Here is a 23,097-nt window from a genome sequence, read left to right on the forward strand (position 1 = left end):
TTGGTGTCTCCTCAGCCCAGGACGGTTTGCGCCACGATGTTGCGCTGGACTTCGTTCGAGCCGCCGTAGATCGTGGTCTTGCGCATGTTGAAGAAGGTCGATGCCAGCGGTGCCAGCGCCGGGTTGCCACCGGGGAAGTTGCCTTGCCAGCCGGCTTCCATGGCTTCGCGGATCAGCGGCAGCGCGTAAGGGCCGCCGGCCAGCATCATCAGCTCGGCGTAGCGCTGCTGGATCTCGCTGCCGCGGATCTTGAGCAGGCCCGCCACGTCCAGCGAGTTCTTGCCCGAGGTGGCGGCGGAGAGCACGCGCAGCACCATCATCTCGAGGGCGACGATGTCGACTTCGAGCTTGGCGATTTCGTCGCGGAAGCGCAGGTCGTCGTACACGCCTTCGCTCTTGGCGATGCGCTTCAGGCGCTCGAGCTCGCGCTTGGCGCGGTTCACGTCGGCGATGTTGGTGCGCTCGTGCGAGAGCAGGTGCTTGGCGTAGGTCCAGCCCTTGTTCTCTTCGCCGATCAGGTTTTCGGCGGGCACTTCGACGTTGTCGAAGAACACCTCGTTCACCTCGACGCCGCCGTCGATCAGCTTGATCGGGCGCACGGTGACGCCGGGCGATTTCATGTCCAGCAGCAGGAAGCTGATGCCGGTCTGGGGCTTGCCCTCGTTGCTGGTGCGCACGAGGTTGAACATCCAGTCGCCGTGCTGGCCGAGCGTGGTCCAGGTCTTCTGGCCGTTGACGATGTACTTGTCACCCTTGCGCTCGGCCTTGGTCTTCACCGAAGCGAGGTCGGAGCCCGAACCAGGTTCGCTGTAGCCCTGGCTCCACCAGACTTCGCCGCTGGCGATGCCGGGGAGAAAACGCTTTTGCTGCTCGGCGTTGCCGAAAGCCATGATCACCGGGGCCACCATGACGGGGCCGAACGGGATGATGCGCGGCGCGCCGGCCAGGGCGGTTTCTTCCTCGAACAGGTGGCGCTGCACGGCGGTCCAGCCGGGGCCGCCGAATTCCTTGGGCCAGCCGTAGCCCAGCCAGCCCTTCTTGCCGAGGATCTTGGCCCAGCCTTGCAGATCGTCGCGCGTCAGTTCGAGCGCGTTGTGCACCTTGTGCGAAATCTCCTGGGGGAGGTTGTCCTTGACCCATGCGCGAACTTCTTCGCGGAACTTCTGTTCTTCGGGTGTGAAGCTCAAATCCATGCGTGCCTCGCTGTGTTGATCGGTCCACCGCAGACGCGGGGGTGTCTCCGGAATCGCGAGTTTTAGCACGGTCGTGCTGCGATCCGGTGTCCGCGTCGCGACAAGCCCGCCGGTGCGTGGGTGGACGGGAGGCTGATCGGGGTGTCGGCGGGGCACGGATAATCCCGGCCTCCCATGAAGAACATCGTGATCCTGATCTCCGGCGGCGGCTCGAACATGGCGGCCATCGTGCGCGCCGCCGAGCGCGACCGCTGGGCCGAGCGCTTCGGCGCGCGCATTGCCGCCGTCATCAGCAACAAGCCGGAGGCCGGCGGGCTGGCGTTGGCCAGGTCGCACGGCATCGCGACCGCCGTGGTGCCGCACCAGGCCTTCGACAGCCGCGAGGCCTTCGACGCGGCGCTGGCCGAGGCGGTCGACGCCCATGCGCCGGCGCTGGTGGTGCTGGCGGGCTTCATGCGCATCCTGACGCCGGGCTTCGTGGCGCGCTACGCGGGGCGGCTGGTGAACATCCATCCGTCGCTGCTGCCGGCCTTTCCGGGGCTGCACACCCACCAGCGTGCCATCGAGGCGGGCTGCAAGGTGGCCGGGGTGACGGTGCACCAGGTCACGGCCGAGCTCGACCACGGGCCGATCCTTGCGCAGGCCGTGGTGCCGGTGCTGCCCGACGACACGGCCGCCACGCTGGCCGGCCGGGTGCTGTCCCAGGAGCACCTGCTGTATCCGCGCGCCATCGCTGGATGGCTTTTGGATACATTGAGTCACAAAGCTTAAAGTTGTTTATATTCGCGGGTTTTCGGGAGCACAGAACTTTGAAAACCCAATCGCTGCTGTTGACGCTGGCCACCGCGGCCCTGCTGGCCGCCTGCGCCGCACCGGCCCCCGCGCCGACCCCTGCTGCGCCCGCGCCGGCACCCGCCGCGCCCGCCGAGCCGGTCGCCCAGTGCAACGCCGAGAGCGCCCGCTTTGCCGTGGGCCAGCAGGTGACGCCTCAGCTTGAAGCTGCGGCGCGCACGCGTTCGGGGGCCGCGACGGTGCGGGTGCTCAAGCCCAACCAGCCGGTCACGATGGAATTCAACGGCGCGCGGCTCAATCTCGCCGTGGACGCGCGCGGGCGCGTCACGGCCGCTCACTGCGGCTGAGCGTCGACCGGGGCGAACCGGCGTTGCGGCCGGCCGTCGATCTCGATGGTTTCTTCGAACATCGCGGCGGGCCGGACCCACAGGCCGCGGGCACCGTAGAGGGCGCGGTACAGCGTCATCGGCTCCAGCGTTTCGCTGTGGCGGACGGTGCCGATCACGTCGTACTCGCCGCCCTTGTAGTGGCGGTAGCGGCCGGGGGGCGTTTCGATCAGGGGAGGGAGGTCTTCGTCGTTCAACGGGGCACTTCTTTCTTCGAATAACAACTGTCGGATATGTATTTGACGGGAGTCGGATGGACCGTGCGGATTTTGTTCACCTGGTTCGCCTGAGCGAGCACGCAAGTGCGGACGACAGCGCGCGCTACCGGCGTGGCGTCGCGGCGTTTGCCGCGCTCGGCTACCTCTGGGTGCTGGCCTGCCTCGGCCTGGCGGTGGGCATTGTGGCCTGGGTGGTCGTGTCGGTGGCCGAGGGGCGCTTCAACTTCACCCGCGGCTGGCTGCTCGTGTTTGCGCTGGGCCTGTTCTGGGCGACCCTGCGCGCGCTCTGGGTGCATTTCGACGAACCCGACGGCGAGCCGCTCACGCGCGCCGACGCACCCGGATTGTTTGAGGCGCTGGACCGCATCCGCGAGCGGATCAAGGGGCCGCCGGTGCACCGCGTCTACCTGGACGACAACTTCAACGCCAGCATCAGCCAGGTGCCGCGCTTCGGCCTGTTCGGCGGTGCGCTCAATACGCTGAGCATCGGCCTGCCGCTGCTGATGATGCTGGACCGGCAGCGCCTGCTGTCGGTGCTGGCCCACGAATACGGACACCTGCGCGGCAACCACGGCCGCCTCAGCGCCTGGATCTACCGCACGCGGCTGTCGTGGCTGCGGCTCGATGCCAGCCTGCAGCGCGACGAGGGCGTGATGGCGCTGGTGTCGCAAGCTTTCTTCCGCTGGTACTTTCCGCGCTTTGCCGCCAAGACCTTCGCGCTGGCCCGCCAGGACGAGTACGAGGCCGACCGCATTTCGGGCCGGCTGCTCGGCACCGCGGTGGCCGCGGCCGCGCTCACCGAGGTGGCCATCAAGGGCAACTGGTACGCCAGTGAGTTCTGGCCCTGGCACTGGGCGCGCGCCGAGCGCGAGCCGCTGCCGCCCGGGCCGTTCGCCGCGCTGCGGCAGCGCGCCCGCACGCCGCCGAGCGAGGAGTTCGCGCGCCAGGCGCTGCGCGAGGCCATGCGCCGCGTCAGCGACCTGGACGACACCCATCCGGTGCTGCGCGACCGGCTGGAAGCGCTGAACCAGAAGGCGGCGCTGCCGACCTGGTCGCAGCGGCCCGCGCTCGACATGCTGGCCGACAAGCACAAGTGGATCTCGCATTTCGACAACGCCTGGCGCCGCGCCCACGCGGCCGACTGGAAGCAGCACCACGCGCACCGCTCGCGCATCCGCGAGCGCATCGCCGTGCTGGCGGCCCGCGGCGAGCGCAACACGCCCGACGAGATGGTCGAGTGGGCCGACGCCGAACGCCGGCTCGACCCGGCGGCGCCGGTGCGCGCGCGCTACGAAAGCGCGCTGCGGATCGCGCCGGACCACCCGGGCGCCCTGCGCGGGCTGGCCCAGATGCTGCCCGTGCGCGAGCGCGCCGAGCGCCTGGCGGTGCTCGAGCGGCTGCACCTGTCGGGCGTGGCCAGCCGCTGGTGGGCGGCGAAGAATGCCGTCGCCTCGCTCGAAGATCCCGAAGCCGGGCCGCACGACGAGCAGGGGCTCAAGCTGTGGCGCGCGCGGCTCAAGGAGGCGGAGGAGGCCGAGGCGCGTGCCTGGGAGGAGATCACCGACACGCCGTTCTTCAGCCAGATTTCGCGCCACGACTTGAACGACCACGAGCTGGGCGAGCTGCGCGCCGACATCGTGCGCTGCCTGCCCGTGTCGCGGCTGTGGGTGGTACGCAAGAACCTGCGCGAGTTCGCATGGCGGCGGGCGTACATCGTGTTCGTCGAAGTGCCGGGGCTCGACGACGACGACCGCTGGCACCTGTGCCGCGAACTCGAGCAGACGCTGACCTTGCCCGGGGCGGCGCTGGTGCTCTGGGCGGGGCATTCGCCCACGCTGGAAGACATCGAGCGGCAGGCCTTCGGGACCGTCTGGGTGCGCGGCGTCTGAGGCGTTTCGGCCGCGAGGCCGGCCGGCTGAGACAATCGGGGCTATGCATCCCAAAGCCCTGTTGGAGGCCACCGCCGATCTGGTCGGCCTTGTCCTGAAATTCGATCACCCGGCCGACCAGGTCGTTTCGCGCTTTTTCCGCGACCACCGCGAGTTCGGCCCGCGCGAGCGCGCGACGCTCGCCGAGACCGTCTACACCGTCCTTCGCAAGAAGCTGCTGTTCGATCACCTGTCGCCCTCGGGCAGCGGTTCGAAGGAGCGCCGCATGGCGATCCTGGGCTTTCACGGCCCGCGCGACTTCCTGAAGAGCGCGCTCAACGACACCGAGAAGCGCTGGCTCGACAACTGCGACGCCGTCAAGCCCGACGACCTGCTCGAACGCCATCGCCACAACCTGCCCGAATGGCTGGTCGCGCCGCTCAAGGCGCAACTGGGCGACGGCTTCTGGCCGATGGTCGAGAGCCTGCAGCAACCCGCGCCGCTCGATCTGCGCGTCAATGCGTTCACCGACAAACGGGTCGAAGTGAAGGCGGAGCTTGCAAAGGCTGCTATCAAATCGGAAGTGACGCCGTTCTCGCCCTGGGGCTTGCGCATCGACGGCAAGCCCGCGCTGACCAAGCTCGACGCTTTCGTGCGCGGTGCCATCGAGGTGCAGGACGAAGGCTCGCAGCTGCTGGCGCTGCTGCTGGATGCCAAGCGCGGCGAAATGGTGGTCGATTTCTGCGCCGGCGCTGGCGGCAAGACCCTGGCCATCGGCGCGACCATGCGCAACACCGGCCGGCTCTACGCTTTCGACACCTCGGCCCACCGCCTGGACGCGCTCAAGCCGCGGCTGGCGCGCAGCAAGTTGTCGAACGTGCACCCGGCCGCGATCGCGCACGAGCGCGACGACCGGGTCAAGCGCCTGGCCGGCAAGATCGACCGCGTGCTGGTCGACGCGCCCTGTTCGGGGCTCGGCACGCTGCGCCGCAATCCCGACCTCAAATGGCGCCAATCGGCCAAGTCGGTGGCCGAGCTGACGGCCAAGCAGACCGCCATCCTGCAAAGCGCGGCCCGGCTCGTGAAGTCGGGTGGCCGGCTCGTGTACGCCACCTGCAGCGTGCTGCCGGAGGAAAACGAGGCCATCGCCGAGGCTTTTGCCGCCGCGAACCCCGATTTCGAGCCCGTGGACGCGGCGGAATTGCTCCAGAGCCTCAAGGTGGAGGGCGCCGAGGCCCTCTGCGCGGGCGGGGAAGACGGCCGCCGCTACCTGCGCCTGTGGCCTCATCGCCACGCCACCGACGGCTTTTTTGCCGCCGTGTGGAACCGGAAATAGGGACAGGGCTCCAAACTAGGGTAAATCTGCGGTGTGACAGAAGGACAAAAGGCCTCGTTTTGGCCCTGACATCCTAAAATCGCGGGTTACTTACCTGAAGGCTGCACCTTCGTGTGGCCATGGAGTACCTGACTCAATGATGCTTCCTGACTCCGCCGTTCTGAACGCGGTCATCCAATGGCTCGGACACGGCCTGTGGGACATTGCCTGGTGGCAAGTCGTGCTGTACACGCTCGTCACCACGCACATCACCATCGCAGCGGTCACGATCTTTCTGCACCGCACGCAGACGCACAAGGCGATGGACCTCGGTCCGATCCCCTCGCACTTCTTCCGTTTCTGGCTCTGGCTCGGCACCGGCATGGTGACGAAGGAGTGGGTCGCCATTCACCGCAAGCACCACGCGAAGTGCGAAACCGTCGACGATCCGCACAGCCCGCAGGTCAAGGGCATCGACGAAGTCTTCTGGCGCGGCGCCGAGCTGTACCGCAAGGAATCGAAGAACAAGGAAACGATGGAGCGCTACGGTCACGGCACGCCCGATGACTGGATCGAGCGCAACCTGTACACGCGCTACAGCTGGCAAGGCGTGGGCCTGATGCTGGTGATCAACCTGGCGCTGTTCGGCGGGCTCGGCCTGACCGTGTGGGCGGTCCAGATGCTCTGGATCCCGATCACCGCCGCCGGCATCATCAACGGCATCGGCCACTACTGGGGCTACCGCAACTTCGAGGCGTCCGACGCCAGCCGCAACATCATGCCCTGGGGCCTGATCATCGGCGGCGAAGAGCTGCACAACAACCACCACACCTACCCGACTTCGGCCAAGTTCTCGGTCAAGAAGTACGAGTTCGACATCGGCTGGGTCTACATCCAGGTGTTCCAGAAGCTCGGTTGGGCCAAGGTCAAGAAGGTGCCGCCGAAGATGCAGATGGGCGACATCCAGCCCGTGGCCAACGAGAAGACGCTCGAGGCCGTCATTGCCAACCGCTACGAAGTGATGGCCGGCTACGCCCGCGAAATGCGCCGTGCGACCAGCGAGGAAATCGAAGTGCTGAAGGCCAAGGGCGCCGACCTGTCGGTGCTCAAGGCGGCCAAGCGCTGGCTGCATCGTGACGACGACAAGGTGCCCGCCTCGGCGCGCACCCATCTGGTGCAGGCCCGTGCCGCGCACCCGGTGCTCGACAAGATGGTCACGATGCGCGAAGAGCTGCGTCAGCTCTGGCTGAACACCTCGCAATCGCGCGAGCAGCTGGCGGCCGATCTGGCGGCCTGGTGCCACCGTGCGGAAGCCAGCGGCATCGCTGGCCTGCGCGAGTTCTCGACCCGCCTGCGCGCCGCGCGCGCCTGAAGAAGCTGGGCGCCAGCGCCTCGTGCGCTGCTGCTCTCGCTCAATAAAAAAGCCGACCTGAGGGTCGGCTTTTTTGTGTCCGTCTTTTCGGCTTTCGCAAAAACGACAGGCAACAAAAAACCCGCTGGGTGAGCAGCGGGTTTTTCTTTTGGAGAGCAGGCTGAATTACTTCAGCTTGATTTCCTTGTATTCGACGTGCTTGCGTGCCTTGGGGTCGAACTTCATGATCGACATCTTTTCAGGCATCGTCTTCTTGTTCTTGCTCGTCGTGTAGAAGTGGCCGGTACCCGCGGTGGATTCCAGCTTGATCTTTTCGCGTCCGCCTTTGCTCGTTGCCATGATTCAGCTCCTTAAGCTTGGCCGCGGGCACGCAGGTCTGCGAGCACGGCATCGATACCGTTCTTGTCGATCAGGCGCAGTGCAGCGCTCGAAACGCGCAGGCGAACCCAGCGGTTTTCAGTCTCGACCCAGAAACGGCGGTATTGCAGGTTCGGCAGGAACCGGCGCTTGGTTTTGTTGTTGGCGTGGGAAACGTTGTTTCCGACCATCGGGCCTTTGCCCGTTACGTCGCATACGCGTGCCATGTGGACACTCTTTCTTGAACAGCTGGCACCGGCGCGATCCTGACCAGACTTGGCGGATCACAGGGTGTTTTGCAGCTTGACCTCGCCAGAAACGGGTGGCGGTACCCCGGATTTGCCGCAACCCGACTCCCTGTAGGAGCTGGACCTTATTTCGGCAAAGCCTCGGATTATAGCCCTTTCAGGGTCGGCTGGGCTGGCCGTGCCGCAGAAGCGGGAAACCGGGCCCCGCGGGCCGGTTTCCCGTTCCGCGGGGAGAGGCGTCAGTGTTCCTCGAGGAAGCGCTGCGCGTCGAGGGCTGCCATGCAGCCCGTGCCGGCGCTCGTGATGGCCTGGCGGTAGATGTTGTCCTGCACGTCGCCGGCGGCGAACACGCCGGGCACGCTGGTCATCGTCGCGAAGCCCTTCAGGCCCGAGCGGGTCACGATGTAGTTGTCCTTCATTTCCAGCTGGTTCTGGAAGATGTCGGTGTTCGGATGGTGACCGATCGCGATGAAGCAGCCCTTGAGCTCGATGTCTTCGGTCGCGCCGGTCTGCGTGTTCTTGATGCGGATGCCGGTCACGCCCGTGCCGTCACCGAGCACCTCGTCAAGCTGGTTGTGCAGCTTCAGCACGATCTTGCCTTCGGCCACTTTCTCCATGACCTTGTCGATCAGGATGGGCTCGGCGCGGAACTTGTCGCGGCGGTGCACGAGCGTCACCTTGTTTGCAATGTTGGAAAGGTACAGCGCCTCTTCGACGGCCGTGTTGCCGCCGCCGATCACGCAGACCTCTTGTTCACGGTAGAAGAAGCCGTCGCAGGTCGCGCAGGCAGAGACGCCACGGCCCATGAACTTTTCTTCGGAATCCAGGCCCAGGTACTTGGCCGATGCGCCCGTGGCAATGATCAGCGAATCGCACGTATAGGTGCCGCTGTCGCCCGTGAGCGTGAACGGGCGCTTGCTCAGGTCGACCTTGTTGATGTGGTCGAACACGATCTGCGTCTTGAAGCGTTCGGCGTGCTCGAGAAAGCGCTGCATCAGCTCCGGGCCTTGCACACCGTGCACGTCGGCGGGCCAGTTGTCGACCTCGGTCGTGGTCATGAGTTGACCGCCTTGCGCGATGCCCGTGATGAGCAAAGGCTGGAGGTTGGCGCGTGCGGCGTAGACGGCGGCGGTGTAGCCGGCCGGGCCGGAGCCCAGAATGAGAACCTTGGCGTGTTGGGGTGCGGACATGAGTAGAAAACCTAGGATGGACGCTGCGTCAGCGTGTACATTTTCAGGGTGGTAGCGATACGTGGGGAGTATCACCGCCCGGTTCAACACCGGGTGCACGGTGTTTTCAATGCGCGCGATTGTAGTAATCCATGGGCTCAGCATCAGGATCACATCAGCGCGCTGTTTCAGGGATTGATACTAATGTCGATGCTGTCCAACCTTGAATTGCTTCGGCGCGTTCCATTGTTCGCGTCGTTGACGGCCTCGCAGTCCGCAAGCATTGCGGATGCGATCATCAAGAAGCGCTTCAAACGCGCCGAGGTCGTCGTAGAGCAGGGCAAGAAATCCGATGCGCTGTACATCATCCTGACCGGCCGCGCCCGCGTCACGAGCGCCGACAGCCGCGGCCGCGAGGTGATCCTGGCGACGCTGCATCCCGGCGACTACCTCGGCGAGATGAGCCTGATCGACGACGAGCCGCATTCGGCCACTGTGCGCACCGAAATCCAGTGCGACGTGCTCATGCTGGGCCGCGACGCTTTCGCGCGCTGCCTGCCCGAGAACTCCTCGATGGCCTACAACATCATGCGCGGCCTGGTGCAGCGCCTGCGCCACGCCGACCGCAAGATCGAGTCGCTGGCGCTGATGGATGTGTATGGCCGCGTGGCCCGCGCGCTGCTCGAGTTCGCCAGCCAGGACGGGCTGGGCAACCTCAAGGTCCGCGACAAGATCTCCCGCCAGGACCTGGCCAAGATGGTCGGCGCGTCGCGCGAAATGGTGAGCCGCGTGATGAAGGACCTGGAAGAGCGCGGTTTCGTGCAGTCCCAAGAAGACGGCTCGGTGATCATCAAGGACCGGCTCCTGACGCTGACCTGAGCCCACAGGCCGGGCGCTTTCGGCGCCCACGGCCTTTTGTTGTAGTGTTCGGGCAGCCGGCCTCCGCTTTTTCGGGCCGGGCGCCGTGCTTTTCATGACCTATTCGCTTCATACGCTTCAATCGTCGTCCTCTTCTTCTTCCGCTGCCGAAGGGCAACCCGTGCGCCTGCGCGCCCTGCGCTTCGCCCACGAAATCACCTTGATCGCCGGGTTCGCAGCCCTCCTGTTCTGGCTGCTGGCGATGCTGAGCTTCACCCCGTCCGATGCCGCCTGGTCGACCTCGGGCACGGGCGGCGAGGTCAAGAACTGGGGCGGCCGCATCGGCGCCTGGCTGGCCGATGGCAGCTACTTTCTTGCCGGCTATTCCGTCTGGTGGTGCCTCGCGGCGGGTTTGCGCGCGTGGCTCTCGTCGCTGGCCGGCTGGCTGCGCGGCGGTGAACCGACGCCCGCGGTCGAGCAACCCCCGCGCGGTCGCTTCAATCGCAGCCGGCTCGCTTTCTGGTTCGGTCTTGTCCTGCTGCTGTGCGCGAGCGCGGTGCTCGAATGGTCGCGCCTGTACCGACTCGAATCGCATCTGCCGGGTTCGGGCGGCGGCGCCCTCGGCTTCCTCGTGGGGCCGGCGAGCGTGCGCTGGCTGGGCTTCACGGGCTCGGCGCTGGTCGCCATCGCCGGCGGCGTGATCGGCTCGGCGCTGGTGTTCCGTTTTTCGTGGAGTCTGATCGCCGAGCGCATCGGTGCCCGTGCGTACTCGCTGTTCGAGTCGCGCCGTGAAAAGCGCGAAATGGCGGCCGACATCGCCATGGGCAAGCAGGCCGCGCGCGAACGCGCCGGTGACGAGGAAGAGCTGGCGTCCGCGCCACGCGCCAAGAAAATGCGTCCCAGCAAAGAGACCGCGTTCGGCGAAGCTCTGGATCCGAGCTTCGACGACGAAGAGGAAGAAGTCGCGCCCAGGCGCCGCCCCGCATCGCCGCCCGTGCAGATCGAGCCCGCGATGACCGAGGTGCCGCGCAGCGACCGCGTCGTCAAGGAGCGCCAGAAGCCCCTGTTCAACGAACTGCCCGACAGCAAGCTGCCGCAGGTCGACCTGCTCGACGCCGCGCTGGTGCGCCAGGAAACGGTGTCCTCCGACACGCTCGAGATGACCTCGCGCATGATCGAGAAGAAGCTGAAAGACTTCGGCGTCGAAGTGCGCGTGGTGCTCGCCTCGCCGGGCCCCGTCATCACGCGCTACGAAATCGAGCCCGCCACCGGCGTCAAGGGCTCGCAGATCCTCGGCCTGGCCAAAGACCTGGCGCGTTCGCTCTCGCTGGTGTCGATCCGCGTGGTCGAAACGATCCCCGGCAAGAACTACATGGCGCTCGAACTGCCGAACGCCAAGCGCCAGTCGATCAAGCTCAGCGAAATCCTGGGCTCGCAGGTCTACAACGAAGGCAAGTCGATGCTCACGATGGGCCTCGGCAAGGACATCATCGGCAACCCCGTGGTGGCCGACCTCGCGAAGATGCCGCACGTGCTGGTGGCCGGTACCACCGGTTCGGGCAAGTCGGTCGGCATCAACGCGATGATTCTTTCGCTGCTCTACAAGGCCGAGGCACGCGACGTTCGCCTGCTCATGATCGACCCGAAGATGCTCGAAATGTCGGTCTACGAAGGCATTCCGCACCTGCTGGCGCCCGTGGTCACCGACATGCGCCAGGCCGCCCACGGCCTCAACTGGTGCGTGGCCGAGATGGAGCGTCGCTACAAGCTCATGAGCAAGCTCGGCGTGCGCAACCTGGCCGGCTACAACACCAAGATCGACGAAGCCAAGGCGCGCGAAGAGTTCATCTACAACCCCTTCAGCCTCACGCCCGACGATCCGGAACCGCTGAAGCGCGAGCCGCACATCGTGGTGATCATCGACGAGCTGGCCGACCTGATGATGGTCGTCGGCAAGAAGATCGAAGAGCTGATTGCCCGCCTCGCGCAGAAGGCGCGCGCCGCCGGCATCCACCTGATCCTGGCCACGCAGCGGCCCAGCGTGGACGTGATCACCGGCCTCATCAAGGCCAACATCCCGACCCGCATCGCGTTCTCGGTGGGCTCCAAGATCGACAGCCGCACCATCCTCGACCAGATGGGCGCCGAGGCGCTGCTGGGCATGGGCGACATGCTCTACATGGCCAGCGGCAGCGGCCTGCCGATCCGCGTGCACGGCGCCTTCGTGAGCGACGAGGAAGTGCATCGCGTGGTGGCCTACCTCAAGAGCCAGGGCGAGCCCGACTACATCGAGGGCGTGCTCGAAGGTGGCACGGTCGATGGCGACGGTGACGGCGATCTGCTCGGCGGTGGCGGCGATGCTGAAAAAGACCCGATGTACGACCAGGCGGTCGAGGTCGTGCTCAAGAACCGCAAGGCCAGCATCTCACTCGTGCAGCGCCACCTGAAGATCGGCTACAACCGCGCCGCGCGCCTCGTCGAAGACATGGAAAAAGCCGGGCTCGTGAGCGCCATGAGCGGCAGCGGGCAGCGCGAAATCCTCGTGCCCGCGCGCCAGGCGGAGTGAGCCGCCAGCGCGCCACCGACGACCACCACCGTCGCCACCGCTGCTGCAGGGCCGGTTACGTGCTGAGAGGCAATTTGCAAACGCGCACCGGTGCCGCTGCAAATTTTCATCAAAGCCTACAGAAGCCGGCATCTGCTGCGGGTAGTGTCGATGGACATCGCAGCAACGTTTTTCCGAGGAACCTCCCATGAAGAAAACCCGCCTCTGGCTGTTGGCCGGCCTGTTCTGTACGGTGGCCGGCAGTGCCTGGGCCGACGGGCTCGAAAGCCTCGAAGCCTTCGTGAAGACAGTCAAGTCCGGCCGCGCCGAGTTCACCCAGACCGTGACGGCCCCGCCGCGCGAGGGCCAGCCGGGCCGCGTCAAGACGTCGACCGGCACCTTCGAATTCCATCGCCCCGGCAAATTCAAGTTCGACTATCGCAAGCCTTTTGCCCAGAGCATCGTGGCCGACGGCAAGACGCTCTGGCTCTACGACGCCGACCTGAACCAGGTCACGCAGCGCACCCAGGCGCAGGCGCTGGGCTCGACGCCCGCGGCGCTGATTGCCTCCGCGGCCGACCTGCGCGCCCTGCAGGCCGATTTTGCGCTGGAAGCCGCACCCGAGCGCGACGGCCTGCAGTGGGTCAAGGCCACGCCGAAGAACAAGGACGGCCAGCTGCAGAACGTGATGGTCGGCTTCCAGGGCGACGCGCTCGCGGCCCTCGAGATCCTGGACAGCTTCGGCCAGCGTTCGATGCTCAAGTTCAGCAAGGTCGAGGTGAACCCGGCGTTGCCCGCCAGCACCTTCGAGTTCAAGGCACCTGCGGGCGCGGACGTGCTCAAGCAGTAATCACCAGCAGACGGTAGTTCCGGTTTGGCCACGCGCTCCCATCAGCCCCTCGCCGAGCGCCTGCGTCCCAAGACGCTCGGCGACGTGATCGGCCAGCAGCACTTGCTCGGTCCGGGCATGTCGCTGCGCATCGCCTTCGAATCGGGCCAGCCGCACTCCTGCATCCTCTGGGGCCCGCCGGGCACCGGCAAGACCACCATCGCGCGGCTCATGGCCGACGCCTTCGACGCGCAGTTCCTGAGCATCAGCGCGGTGCTGGGCGGCGTGAAGGACATCCGCGAAGCGGTCGAGCAGGCCACGGCGGCGCGTGACGGGCTCGCGCAGCAGCGCACGATCGTCTTCGTGGACGAGGTGCACCGCTTCAACAAGAGCCAGCAGGACGCGTTTTTGCCGCACGTCGAGTCGGGCCTGTTCACCTTCATCGGCGCGACCACCGAGAACCCGTCGTTCGAAGTCAATTCGGCCTTGCTGTCGCGGGCGGCGGTGTATGTGCTGCAGTCGCTCAACGAGAGCGATCTGAAGCAGATTGTCGCCAGGGCTCAATCGATCCAGGCGGTTCCGGCCATCGACGAGGCGGCCATCGACCACCTGGTGGCCTACGCGGACGGCGACGCGCGCCGCCTGCTCAACACCCTCGAAACGCTGGCCGTGGCCGCCGGCGCCGAGAAGCTCACCAACATCACCGACGAGTGGCTGCTGCGCGTGCTCGGCGAGCGCATGCGCCGCTACGACAAGGGCGGCGAGCAGTTCTACGACACCATCAGCGCGCTGCACAAATCGGTGCGCGGCAGCGACCCCGACGCCGCCCTGTATTGGTTCGTTCGCATGCTCGACGGCGGCGCCGACCCGCGCTACATGGCGCGCCGCCTCGTGCGCATGGCCAGCGAAGACATCGGCCTGGCCGACCCGCGCGCGCTGCGCCTGGCGCTCGATGCCGCCGAGGTCTACGAGCGCCTGGGTACCCCCGAAGGCGAGCTGGCACTGGCCGAATGCGTGGTCTACCTGGCCATCGCGCCCAAGTCGAACGCGGTCTACAAGGCCTACAACGCGGTGCGCGCGCTGGTGAAGAAAGACAGCACGCGCCCGGTCCCGATGCACCTGCGCAATGCGCCCACCAAGCTCATGAAAGAGCTCGACTACGGCAAGGGCTACCGCTACGCGCACGACGAGGAGGGCGGTTTCGCCGCCGGCGAGCGCTATTTGCCCGAGGGCCTGGAAGGCCAGGTTTTCTACGAGCCGGTCGAGCGCGGCCTCGAAATCCGTATCGCAGAAAAGCTGCGCGAACTGCGCCGCCGCAACGCTGAACGAGACGATTGATACCGTCTTGCAACATGCGCTCACGCCGCGCATGACCTCACCCACATACAGCATGAGGTGAGCGGGTAAACCCCGGTCAAAGCGCCCCAAAACAGCGTCGGGGCGTGTCTAAAATCCCGCCCACCAAACCTACCGACGGCACATGTTGGCTGGTTTTTTGCTTGTCAAGCCAGAGGCGCCAAACCGGTGCCTCGGTAGGTGAATGGCACCCGCAAGGTGCAACACATAGGGAATCGCGTTATGGAAATATTGCTGCAGCAGATCATCAACGGTCTGGTTCTCGGCAGCATGTATGCCTTGATAGCCTTGGGCTACACCATGGTGTACGGCATCATCAATCTGATCAATTTTGCGCACGGTGAAGTGCTGATGGTGGGGGCGCTCACAAGCTGGACCATCATCGGGCTCATGAAGGACGGCATGCCCAACACACCGGGCTGGCTGATCCTTCTCGTCGCGTTGATCATTGCCTGCGTCGTCGCGGCAAGCCTCAACTTCGTGATCGAAAAAGTGGCCTACCGGCCGCTGCGCAACAGCCCCAAGCTCGCACCGCTCATCACCGCCATCGGGGTGTCGATCCTGCTGCAGACGCTGGCCATGATCATCTGGAAGCCGACCAACAAGGCGTATCCCAACCTGCTGCCGACCGACCCGATCCATGTGGGCGGCGCCGTGATCTCGCCGACGCAGGTCATGATCCTCAGCGTCACGGCGTTCTCGCTCGTGGTGCTGATGTGGCTGGTCAACTACACCAAGCTCGGCCGCGCGATGCGCGCCACCGCCGAGAACCCGCGCGTCGCGGCGCTCATGGGCATCCGGCCCGACATGGTCATCTCGGCCACCTTCATCATCGGCGCCGTGCTCGCGGCCATCGCCGGCGTGATGTACGCCTCCAACTACGGCATCGCGCAACACGCGATGGGCTTCCTGCCCGGCCTGAAGGCCTTTACCGCGGCCGTGTTCGGCGGCATCGGCAACCTGGCCGGCGCGGTGGTCGGCGGCCTCTTGCTGGGCCTCATCGAGGCCATCGGCTCCGGCTACATCGGCACCCTCACGGGTGGCGTGCTGGGCAGCAACTACAGCGACATCTTCGCTTTCATCGTGCTGATCGTGATGCTCACGCTGCGGCCTTCGGGTCTGCTCGGCGAGCGCGTGGCGGACCGGGCCTGAGGAGCAGCACACCATGAAAAACAGCAAGAACCTCGCGCTCTACATCCTCGGCGTGGTCGCCGTGCTGGCGCTGCCGATCCTGTTGCAGACCCAAGGCAATGCCTGGGTGCGCATCGCCGACATCGCATTGCTCTACGTGATGCTCGCGCTCGGCCTGAACATCGTGGTCGGCTACGCCGGCCTGCTCGACCTGGGCTACGTGGCCTTCTTTGCGGTCGGCGCGTACCTCTACGCGCTGATGGGCTCGTCGCACCTCTCGGACACCTTCCCGTGGTTCAAGGCGATGTTCCCGAACGGGCTGCACACCTCGCTCCTGATCGTGGTTCCACTGGCGCTGGTGGTGGCCGGGGTGCTCGGCGCGATGCTGGGGGCGCCCACGCTGAAGCTGCGCGGCGACTACCTCGCCATCGTGACGCTCGGCTTCGGTGAAATCATCCGGGTGTTCCTGAACAACCTCGACCAGCCGATCAACATCACCAACGGGCCGAAGGGCATCACGGCCATCGATTCCATCAAGTTCTGGGGCCTCGACCTCGGCAAGGCGTGGAAGTTCGACGGCTTCACGATCTCCTCGGTCACGCTGTACTACTACCTGTTCCTGGCGCTGGTGGTGGCCACCGTCATCATTTCGCACCGCCTGCAGATCTCGCGCATCGGCCGCGCCTGGATGGCCATCCGCGAAGATGAAATCGCTGCCAAGGCAATGGGCATCAACACCCGCAACATGAAGCTGCTGGCCTTCGGCATGGGCGCCAGCTTCGGCGGCGTGTCGGGCGCGATGTTCGCGGCCTTCCAGGGCTTCGTGTCGCCCGAGTCCTTCAGCCTGATGGAGTCGGTGATGATCGTCGCCATGGTCGTGCTCGGCGGCCTTGGGCACCTGCCCGGCGTCATCCTGGGCGCCGTGCTGCTGGCCGCGCTGCCCGAAGTGCTGCGCTACGTTGCCGGCCCGCTGCAGGCGCTGACCGACGGGCGCCTCGACGCGTCCATCCTGCGCCAGCTGTTCATTGCCCTCGCCATGATCATCATCATGCTGATGCGCCCGCGCGGCCTGTGGCCCTCGCCGGAGCACGGCAAGACGCTGACGAAAAAGGGCGGCGTGCCCGTCGACCCGACCCATGCGGCCGTGGCACCCGGTTCGCTCCAGACCCACGCACCGGGCATCGACAGCCCCGCTGACGAAGTGCCGGGTGCGGCATCGCGTCCCATGTCCATCAATCCGTGAGCCAAGGACACACAGACATGACGACAGACACCATCCTCGAAGTTCGCGGCATCTCCAAGCGCTTCGGCGGGCTGCAGGCCCTCTCCGACGTGGGCATCACCATCAAGCGCGGCCAGGTCTACGGCCTGATCGGGCCGAACGGCGCCGGCAAGACCACCTTCTTCAACGTGATCACCGGGCTGTACACGCCCGACAGCGGCACCTTCGAACTGGCCGGCAAGCCCTACCAGCCGACGGCCGTGCACGAAGTGGCCAAGGCCGGCATTGCGCGCACCTTCCAGAACATCCGCCTCTTCGCCGAAATGACGGCGCTCGAGAACGTGATGGTCGGGCGCCACATCCGCACGCATTCGGGCGTGTTCGGCGCCATGCTGCGCACCAGGGGCTTCAAGGCCGAAGAAGCGGCCATCGCCAAGCGCGCACAGGAGCTGCTCGACTACGTGGGCATCGGCAAGTTCGCTGACTACAAGGCGCGCACGCTGAGCTACGGCGACCAGCGCCGCCTCGAAATCGCCCGCGCACTGGCCACCGACCCCCAGCTCATCGCGCTGGACGAACCGGCCGCCGGCATGAACTCGACCGAGAAGGTCTTGTTGCGCGAGCTCATCGACCGCATCCGCAAGGACAACCGCACGATCCTGATCATCGAACACGACGTCAAGCTCATCATGGGCCTGTGCGACCGCGTCACCGTGCTCGACTACGGCAAGCAGATTGCCGAGGGCAACCCGGTCGAGGTACAGAAGAACGAAAAGGTGATCGAGGCCTACCTCGGCACCGGAGGACATTGAGATGAGCACCGCAGAAGCAACGATGGCAACCACGACGGCCGCGGCCGCCGCCAAGGCCGCAGGCAAGAACCTGCTCAAGGTCCGCGGCCTGAAGGTCGGCTACGGCGGCATCCAGGCCGTGAAGGGCGTGGACTTCGACGTGTTCGAGGGCGAGCTGGTCTCGCTCATCGGTTCCAACGGCGCCGGCAAGACCACCACCATGAAAGCGATCACCGGCACGCTGCCGGCCGGCGCGGGCGACATCGAGTTCCTCGGCCGCAGCATCAAGGGCCGCGGCGCGTGGGACCTCGTGGGCGAGGGCCTCGTGATGGTGCCCGAGGGCCGCGGCGTGTTCACGCGCATGACGATCACCGAGAACCTGCAGATCGGCGCCTACATCCGCAACGACAAGGCCGAGATCGCCAGCGACATGGAGCGCGTGTTCGTGACCTTCCCGCGCCTGCGCGAGCGCAAGGACCAGCTGGCCGGCACGATGTCGGGCGGCGAACAGCAGATGCTGGCCATGGGCCGCGCACTCATGGCGCGCCCGAAGGTGCTGCTGCTCGACGAACCCACCATGGGACTGTCGCCGATCATGTGCGACAAGATCTTCGAGGTGGTGCAGACCGTGGCCTCGCAAGGCGTCACGATCCTGCTGGTGGAGCAGAACGCCAACCGCGCGCTGCAACTGGCCGACCGTGGCTACGTGATGGAGTCGGGCCTCATCACGATGAACGGCGACGCCAAGGAACTGCTGCGCGATCCGCGCGTGCGCGCCGCCTACCTCGGCGAGTAAGCACCAGCAAGTGCCAACCGGCCAGCACCGCAGAGCGCGGTGGCTGGCCGTTTTTACGTCTATCCCATCATCGCGGCGGCGGCCTTGATCGCCTCGCGGATGCGGCCGTAGGTGCCGCAGCGGCACACGTTCTCGATGGCGTCGATGTCGGCGTCCGTCGGGGTGCGCGTGCGGCGCAGCAGGTCGACTGCCGCCATGATCTGCCCCGGCTGGCAGAAGCCGCACTGCGGCACGTCCAGGTTCATCCAGGCCTGCTGCACCGGGTGCAGCGTGTTGCCGTTGGCCAGGCCCTCGATGGTCGTCACCTGGCGGCCGCGCACGTCGGACACGCGCACCGAGCAGGTCGTCACGGCCTTGCCGTCGACGTGGCAGGTGCAGGCCTTGCACACGTTGATGCCGCAGCCGTACTTCGGGCCGGTGATGCCGAGCTTGTCACGCAACACCCACAGCAGCGCCAGGTCGTCGGGCGCCTCGACGTCGACGTTCTGGCCGTTCACCTTGAAAGATTGCACAGGCATGGTGGGTCTCCTCAGGCGGGAATCGGAACGTTGACGGGCGTGGGCAGCTTGCCCGGCGGGATCGGCGTGAAGTCGACCGGAAAGTTCAGCGGGAAGCTGCGCGGCTTGATGCCGGTGGCGCGCCCATAGGCGTTGGCGATCGCGCCCGAGCTCGCCGACAGGCCGACCTCGCCCAGACCGCCGATGGCCTCGCCGTTGGCCGGCATGATGATGATCTTCACGTCCTTCGGGTAGTGCTTCATGCGCGAGAAGTGGTACTGCGAATAGCTGCCTTCCAGCGGCAGGCCGTTCTGGATGTGCAGCCCCGCCGACAGCACCAGCGCAATCGATTCGCACAGGCCGCCCTGCAGCTGCGCCTCGATGCCCGAGGGGTTGATCGGGGTGCCCACATCGATGACGATGGTCGCGCGCACCACGCGGGCCTGCGCCGGCACGCGCGCATCGATCTCGACGATGCAGGCCGTGAACGACTTCGACTCCTGGTGCACGGCCACGCCCTGCGCAAAGCCCGCCGGCATCGCCTTGCCCCACTGCGCGGCCTCGGCCACGGCCTTCAGCACCGCGCGGGCGCGCGGCAGGCGCAGGTACTCGAGCCGGAAGGCGATCGGGTCCTTGCGCGCGGCGCGGGCCATCTCGTCGACCAGGATCTCTTCCACCAGCCGCGCGGGCTGGATGTGCACCGAGCGGTAGGAGCAGGTGTTCATGTCCATCGGCACCGGTGTCAGCAGCTTGGTCGTGACGCCGAAGTTGTACGGCGAGGTCACCATGGTCTTGAACATCACCTGCTCGATCGCGAAGTTGCCCACCGTCTGCGGGAAGGCATTGGGCAGCGCGATGGCGGCGGCCTCGAGCATGTTGCCGAAGCCGTGGCGCGTGTCCAGCCGCACGCTGGCGATGCGCTGCTCGAAGGCGATGACCTGGCCCAGCAGCATCGTGGCGCGCGCCTTCTGGTAGATCGGCGGGCGGATGCGCGTGTGGCGCATGTCGTCGGTGCGGTGGTACATCAGGCGGCAGGGGCGCCCGAGCGCCTTCGACACCTGGATCGCCTGCAGCACCGGGTCCCAGAACAGGCGCCGCCCGAAGGAGCCGCCCGAGGGCACCGCATGCACGATGACCTTGTTCAGCGGCAGGCCCAATTCGGCGGCCACCGCCTGCTGGGTGACGATGGGGCTCTGCAGTCCGGCCCAGATTTCGGCGCGGTCAGCGCGCACGTCGGCAATCGCACATTCCACTTCCATCGGGCAGTGCGCGGCCGGCGCGAACTCGAACTCGGCCTCGACCGTCAACGCGCCCAGCGGCGGCAGCGCAAAGGGCAGCAGCGACGACTTCAGCTTGCGCATGATGGTGGCGTTCGACTCGCCGTCGAGCGGGCCCGCGGCCCAGGTCACGTCGAGCGCGTTCACCGCGGCCCAGGCCTGGCCGAAGGTCTCGGCCATCACGGCCACGCCCGGCGGCGTCGGCGTGATGCCGTTGGTCGACGGAATCGGCACCACGCCGATCACGCCCGGCATCGCCATCACCGTGTTCATGTTGTTGATGCCGACGAATTTGCCGTTGATGGTCGGCGGGCGTCGCACCATCGTCGGCTTGGCATTGGGCACGGCCTGGTCGAGCGTGAACTTCTTGCGGCCGGTGACGATGTCGAGCGCATCGAGCCGCGTCACGCGCTGGCCGACCACCGAGGGCGTGGAGCCCGAGAGCAGGCCGCCGAGGCCACCCAGCAGCGGCATGCCCGCGTGCATCGAGCGCACGCTCGACGAGCCGCCCGTGAGCTGGTTCCAGATCAGCTCGGGGCTGGCGTCGGCCGACGTGACTTCGATCGCGCTCAGCGGCAGCCGCAGCTTGTCGGCCAGCATCATCGCGCTGGCCGTGGCGATGCCCTGGCCCACTTCGAGGCGCGGCAGCGCGAGCCGCACGCGGCCGTCGCCGGTGTTCGTCACCTTCACGAGCGGCATGGTCGGCAGCGACGTGAGCGTGACCGCGTCGCCGATGTCGATCAGGTCGGTGGTGTCGGGCGGGGTCATGGGCAGCAGCGCGGCGACTGCGGAGGCGGGCGCCGTGAGGGCGCCGAGCCCCGCGAATCCGGCCGCCGCCGATGCCAGCGGCGCGGCCGTGGCGTAGCCCAGCACATCGCGCCGGCGCAGGCCGTGCGCATCCCCGTCGTCCGGTCCGCGCGCGGGGCGCGGGTCCTTGTTCGAACGCTTCATCGTTGTCTCCTTGTTGTTTGGCGAACGCGAATGACTGTGGCACCATCGCCGCGCCGAAGATGTCGTTGCAACGACACTTCTTACGGTACCCCGCCGACCGGCGCCTGCGACGGATCGGCCGATGCGATGTCATGAGGGAAGACAGCAGGAGGCGCGATGTCGGACGCGTTGGAGAACATGCTCCGCGAGAGCTTGTGGGCGCGCTCGCTCACGGACGACGAACTCGATCGCATCGTGCAGGAGTCGCACGAGCGCGTGGTTCCGGCCGGCGGCTTCGTCGTGCGGCGCGGCGAGCCCGCTGATCACTGGATCGGCGTGATCGACGGCCTCATGAAGATGTCGGTGTCGCTGCCCGACGGGCGCGTGTCCACGTTCACCGGCGTGACCGCCGGCGGTTGGGGTGGCGAAGGCTCGCTGCTCACCCCCGGATGCTGGCGCTACGACGGCGTGGCGCTGCGGCCGACGCGCGTGGCCTGCGTGCCGCGACACAGCTTCGAGCGGCTGATGTCCACCAGCATCGACTTCAATCGGTTTCTGTTGTTACACATCAATGCGCGACTGAGCCTGTTCATCGGCCTCATGGAGTTCGATCGGCTGCTCGGCCCGGACGCGCGCGTGGCGCGTTGCCTGGCCAGCCTGTTCGACCCCATCCTCTATCCGCGCGCGACGCGTTTCGTGCGGCTGAGCCAGGACGAGATCGGTCTCTTGTCGGCGGTGTCGCGCCAGCGTGCCAACCGCGCGCTGCATGCGCTGCAGCGCGATGGCCTGTTGCGCATCGAACACGGTGGCGTGGAAGTGCTCGACCTCGCAGGCCTGCGCACGTACCAGGGCGGGGCGGCCGAAGCGGCGGCGGCTGTTGCCGCGGCCACCGACACAGAAGCGAGCGCGCCCCTGGACGACCTCGTCAGTCCACCTTCGCCCCGGTGGCCTTGACCACCTGCTCGTACTTGGCCAGTTCGCTCTTCATGAAGCTGCCGAACTGCTCGGACGAGTTGCCGACCGGCTCGGCCAGCATCGAGGCGAAGCGGGTCTTGGTTTCCGGCGCGTTCAACGCGGCGACGAAGGCCTGATTCAGTTTCGCGACCACGTCGGGCGGCGTGCCGGCCGGTGCAACCAGGCCCCACCACGTGTCGATCGAGAAGCCCTTGAGCGTGTCGGTCACGGGCGGCACATCGGGCAGGGCGCTGCTGCGCTTGAGCGTCGTGACCGCGATCGCCTTCAGCTTGCCCGAGCGGATGTTCGGCGCGGCCGTGGCGAGGTTGTCGAAGTTGAAATCGACCTGCCCAGAGAGCAGCGCCAGCTGTGCCGGGTTGCCGCCGTTGTACGGAATGTGCACCGCGAAGATGCCCGCTTCTTTCTTGAACAGCTCGCCCGCGAGGTGGCCGGCGCTGCCGTTGCCGCCGCTGGCGTAGTTGAGCTTGGCCGGGTTGGCCTTGGCGTAGCGGATCAGGTCGGCCAGCGTGCGGATGTTCAGGCGGTTCGCCGTCTCGGCGTTCATCACCAGCACGTTGGGCACGCGCACCATCTGCGTGATCGGCGCGAAGTCGGTCGCGGCGTTGAACGGCATCTTGCTGTACAGCCACGGATTCACCGCGTTCGTGGCCGTGGCCGCGATGCCGATCGTGAGCCCGTCCGCCGGCGCCTTGGCGACGAAGTCGGCGCCGATGTTGCCGCCCGCGCCGGGCTTGTTGTCGATGATGACCGGGCCGCCCAGCGTGTCCTTCACCTGCTCGGCCAGGATGCGCGCCGTGTTGTCGATCGGGCCGCCGGCCGCGTAGGGCACGACAAGGCGGATCGGGCGATGTTGTTGGGCTGCGGCGTGGCCGGTGCCGAGCACCGCGGCGCTGGCGATCAGGGTCAGGAGGAAGTGTCTCGTCTTCATGTTGTTGTGCTTAACGTCTGCGGAAAGGAAAGGGGAACGCGAAG

Annotated in this window: 22 protein-coding genes; 14 read left to right on the plus strand and 8 right to left on the minus strand. The window is 66.6% G+C overall.

Features of this window, described 5'->3' with window-relative positions; genetic code table 11:
- Nucleotides 1-11: 11 nt before the first annotated feature.
- Entirely contained in the window at nt 12-1,193 is a 1,182-nt protein-coding gene (locus tag CLU95_RS21310) for an acyl-CoA dehydrogenase family protein (protein ID WP_099795435.1), read from the minus strand.
- A 174-nt stretch (nt 1,194-1,367) separates the two neighbouring features.
- Here CLU95_RS21310 and purN point away from each other — a divergent pair, with 174 nt between their 5' ends.
- Both purN and CLU95_RS21320 read left to right on the plus strand, forming a co-directional pair.
- Nucleotides 1,368-1,964: a phosphoribosylglycinamide formyltransferase gene (gene purN / locus CLU95_RS21315; RefSeq protein ID WP_099795436.1), complete on the plus strand. Its 597-nt coding sequence runs from the start codon at nt 1,368-1,370 to the stop codon at nt 1,962-1,964.
- 38 nt (nt 1,965-2,002) lie between these two features.
- A complete protein-coding gene (locus CLU95_RS21320; RefSeq protein WP_099795437.1) occupies nt 2,003-2,332 on the plus strand; it encodes an I78 family peptidase inhibitor in 330 nt (109 codons plus the stop codon).
- Here CLU95_RS21320 and CLU95_RS21325 read toward each other — a convergent pair.
- Nucleotides 2,320-2,568 (minus strand): DUF1653 domain-containing protein, encoded by a 249-nt coding sequence (locus CLU95_RS21325; RefSeq protein ID WP_099795438.1) that lies wholly within the window; start codon nt 2,566-2,568, stop codon nt 2,320-2,322. The genes CLU95_RS21320 and CLU95_RS21325 overlap by 13 nt on opposite strands.
- A 56-nt stretch (nt 2,569-2,624) precedes the next feature.
- On the opposite strand from CLU95_RS21325, the gene CLU95_RS21330 reads away from it, so the two are divergent.
- From CLU95_RS21330 to CLU95_RS21340, 3 genes are all read left to right on the plus strand, one after another.
- Complete coding sequence (locus CLU95_RS21330; RefSeq protein WP_099795439.1) at nt 2,625-4,478, plus strand: M48 family metallopeptidase; 1,854 nt, start codon at nt 2,625-2,627, stop codon at nt 4,476-4,478.
- Nucleotides 4,479-4,521: 43 nt separating this feature from the next.
- A complete protein-coding gene (locus CLU95_RS21335; RefSeq protein WP_099795440.1) occupies nt 4,522-5,793 on the plus strand; it encodes an RsmB/NOP family class I SAM-dependent RNA methyltransferase in 1,272 nt (423 codons plus the stop codon).
- Between the two features lie 136 nt (nt 5,794-5,929).
- Nucleotides 5,930-7,144, plus strand: coding sequence for a DesA family fatty acid desaturase (locus tag CLU95_RS21340; RefSeq protein WP_099795441.1), 1,215 nt, complete (start codon nt 5,930-5,932; stop codon nt 7,142-7,144).
- 165 nt (nt 7,145-7,309) lie between these two features.
- Here CLU95_RS21340 and rpmG read toward each other — a convergent pair whose 3' ends face one another.
- The 3 genes from rpmG to trxB all read right to left on the minus strand — a co-directional run bounded on the left by rpmG (nt 7,310) and on the right by trxB (nt 8,939).
- On the minus strand, nt 7,310-7,483 hold the full coding sequence (gene rpmG / locus CLU95_RS21345; protein ID WP_007830291.1) for a 50S ribosomal protein L33: 174 nt from the start codon (nt 7,481-7,483) through the stop codon (nt 7,310-7,312).
- Between the two features lie 11 nt (nt 7,484-7,494).
- A complete protein-coding gene (gene rpmB / locus CLU95_RS21350; RefSeq protein WP_007830293.1) occupies nt 7,495-7,728 on the minus strand; it encodes a 50S ribosomal protein L28 in 234 nt (77 codons plus the stop codon).
- Between the two features lie 260 nt (nt 7,729-7,988).
- Nucleotides 7,989-8,939: a thioredoxin-disulfide reductase gene (gene trxB, locus CLU95_RS21355; protein WP_099795442.1), complete on the minus strand. Its 951-nt coding sequence runs from the start codon at nt 8,937-8,939 to the stop codon at nt 7,989-7,991.
- A gap of 183 nt (nt 8,940-9,122) precedes the next feature.
- Here trxB and CLU95_RS21360 point away from each other — a divergent pair, with 183 nt between their 5' ends.
- From CLU95_RS21360 to CLU95_RS21395, 8 genes are all read left to right on the plus strand, one after another.
- Nucleotides 9,123-9,797, plus strand: coding sequence for a Crp/Fnr family transcriptional regulator (locus CLU95_RS21360; RefSeq protein WP_056572305.1), 675 nt, complete (start codon nt 9,123-9,125; stop codon nt 9,795-9,797).
- 94 nt (nt 9,798-9,891) lie between these two features.
- Nucleotides 9,892-12,342, plus strand: a complete 2,451-nt coding sequence (locus tag CLU95_RS21365; RefSeq protein WP_099795443.1) for a DNA translocase FtsK — start codon at nt 9,892-9,894, stop codon at nt 12,340-12,342.
- A 187-nt stretch (nt 12,343-12,529) separates the two neighbouring features.
- Nucleotides 12,530-13,171, plus strand: coding sequence for an outer membrane lipoprotein chaperone LolA (gene lolA, locus CLU95_RS21370; RefSeq protein WP_099795444.1), 642 nt, complete (start codon nt 12,530-12,532; stop codon nt 13,169-13,171).
- Between the two features lie 24 nt (nt 13,172-13,195).
- A complete protein-coding gene (locus CLU95_RS21375) occupies nt 13,196-14,488 on the plus strand; it encodes a replication-associated recombination protein A (protein WP_099795445.1) in 1,293 nt (430 codons plus the stop codon).
- Nucleotides 14,489-14,728: 240 nt separating this feature from the next.
- Entirely contained in the window at nt 14,729-15,658 is a 930-nt protein-coding gene (locus tag CLU95_RS21380; RefSeq protein WP_099795446.1) for a branched-chain amino acid ABC transporter permease, read from the plus strand.
- A 13-nt stretch (nt 15,659-15,671) separates the two neighbouring features.
- On the plus strand, nt 15,672-16,880 hold the full coding sequence (locus tag CLU95_RS21385; protein ID WP_099795447.1) for a branched-chain amino acid ABC transporter permease: 1,209 nt from the start codon (nt 15,672-15,674) through the stop codon (nt 16,878-16,880).
- 17 nt (nt 16,881-16,897) lie between these two features.
- Nucleotides 16,898-17,671, plus strand: coding sequence for an ABC transporter ATP-binding protein (locus CLU95_RS21390; protein ID WP_099795448.1), 774 nt, complete (start codon nt 16,898-16,900; stop codon nt 17,669-17,671).
- A 1-nt stretch (nt 17,672) separates the two neighbouring features.
- Entirely contained in the window at nt 17,673-18,446 is a 774-nt protein-coding gene (locus CLU95_RS21395) for an ABC transporter ATP-binding protein (protein WP_257214690.1), read from the plus strand.
- A gap of 59 nt (nt 18,447-18,505) precedes the next feature.
- Here CLU95_RS21395 and CLU95_RS21400 read toward each other — a convergent pair whose 3' ends face one another.
- Nucleotides 18,506-18,964: a (2Fe-2S)-binding protein gene (locus CLU95_RS21400; protein ID WP_056572291.1), complete on the minus strand. Its 459-nt coding sequence runs from the start codon at nt 18,962-18,964 to the stop codon at nt 18,506-18,508.
- Between the two features lie 11 nt (nt 18,965-18,975).
- Entirely contained in the window at nt 18,976-21,171 is a 2,196-nt protein-coding gene (locus CLU95_RS21405; protein ID WP_099795449.1) for a xanthine dehydrogenase family protein molybdopterin-binding subunit, read from the minus strand.
- 156 nt (nt 21,172-21,327) lie between these two features.
- Between CLU95_RS21405 and CLU95_RS21410 the strand changes: the two genes are divergently transcribed.
- The gene (locus CLU95_RS21410; protein ID WP_099795450.1) at nt 21,328-22,104 is read left to right on the plus strand and encodes a Crp/Fnr family transcriptional regulator; all 777 of its coding nucleotides are present in this window, start codon (nt 21,328-21,330) and stop codon (nt 22,102-22,104) included.
- Here the strand turns inward: CLU95_RS21410 and CLU95_RS21415 are convergent.
- Nucleotides 22,076-23,053 (minus strand): Bug family tripartite tricarboxylate transporter substrate binding protein, encoded by a 978-nt coding sequence (locus tag CLU95_RS21415; RefSeq protein WP_099795451.1) that lies wholly within the window; start codon nt 23,051-23,053, stop codon nt 22,076-22,078. The genes CLU95_RS21410 and CLU95_RS21415 overlap by 29 nt on opposite strands.
- Between the last annotated feature and the right edge of the window lie 44 nt (nt 23,054-23,097).

The organism is Variovorax sp. 54 (assembly GCF_002754375.1).
GTDB lineage: Bacteria > Pseudomonadota > Gammaproteobacteria > Burkholderiales > Burkholderiaceae_C > Variovorax.

Bases quoted from the DNA above. Each gene is read 5' to 3' on its own strand.
- CLU95_RS21385 (WP_099795447.1), top strand. From the start codon at position 15,672: ATGAAAAACAGCAAGAACCTCGCGCTCTACATCCTCGGCGTGGTCGCC.
- purN (WP_099795436.1), top strand. From the start codon at position 1,368: ATGAAGAACATCGTGATCCTGATCTCCGGCGGCGGCTCGAACATGGCG.
- CLU95_RS21335 (WP_099795440.1), top strand. From the start codon at position 4,522: ATGCATCCCAAAGCCCTGTTGGAGGCCACCGCCGATCTGGTCGGCCTT.
- rpmG (WP_007830291.1), bottom strand. From the start codon at position 7,483: ATGGCAACGAGCAAAGGCGGACGCGAAAAGATCAAGCTGGAATCCACC.
- CLU95_RS21365 (WP_099795443.1), top strand. From the start codon at position 9,892: ATGACCTATTCGCTTCATACGCTTCAATCGTCGTCCTCTTCTTCTTCC.
- CLU95_RS21380 (WP_099795446.1), top strand. From the start codon at position 14,729: ATGGAAATATTGCTGCAGCAGATCATCAACGGTCTGGTTCTCGGCAGC.
- lolA (WP_099795444.1), top strand. From the start codon at position 12,530: ATGAAGAAAACCCGCCTCTGGCTGTTGGCCGGCCTGTTCTGTACGGTG.
- trxB (WP_099795442.1), bottom strand. From the start codon at position 8,939: ATGTCCGCACCCCAACACGCCAAGGTTCTCATTCTGGGCTCCGGCCCG.
- CLU95_RS21410 (WP_099795450.1), top strand. From the start codon at position 21,328: ATGTCGGACGCGTTGGAGAACATGCTCCGCGAGAGCTTGTGGGCGCGC.
- CLU95_RS21330 (WP_099795439.1), top strand. From the start codon at position 2,625: ATGGACCGTGCGGATTTTGTTCACCTGGTTCGCCTGAGCGAGCACGCA.
- CLU95_RS21390 (WP_099795448.1), top strand. From the start codon at position 16,898: ATGACGACAGACACCATCCTCGAAGTTCGCGGCATCTCCAAGCGCTTC.
- CLU95_RS21360 (WP_056572305.1), top strand. From the start codon at position 9,123: ATGTCGATGCTGTCCAACCTTGAATTGCTTCGGCGCGTTCCATTGTTC.
- CLU95_RS21340 (WP_099795441.1), top strand. From the start codon at position 5,930: ATGATGCTTCCTGACTCCGCCGTTCTGAACGCGGTCATCCAATGGCTC.
- CLU95_RS21405 (WP_099795449.1), bottom strand. From the start codon at position 21,171: ATGAAGCGTTCGAACAAGGACCCGCGCCCCGCGCGCGGACCGGACGAC.
- rpmB (WP_007830293.1), bottom strand. From the start codon at position 7,728: ATGGCACGCGTATGCGACGTAACGGGCAAAGGCCCGATGGTCGGAAAC.
- CLU95_RS21400 (WP_056572291.1), bottom strand. From the start codon at position 18,964: ATGCCTGTGCAATCTTTCAAGGTGAACGGCCAGAACGTCGACGTCGAG.
- CLU95_RS21310 (WP_099795435.1), bottom strand. From the start codon at position 1,193: ATGGATTTGAGCTTCACACCCGAAGAACAGAAGTTCCGCGAAGAAGTT.
- CLU95_RS21415 (WP_099795451.1), bottom strand. From the start codon at position 23,053: ATGAAGACGAGACACTTCCTCCTGACCCTGATCGCCAGCGCCGCGGTG.
- CLU95_RS21395 (WP_257214690.1), top strand. From the start codon at position 17,673: ATGAGCACCGCAGAAGCAACGATGGCAACCACGACGGCCGCGGCCGCC.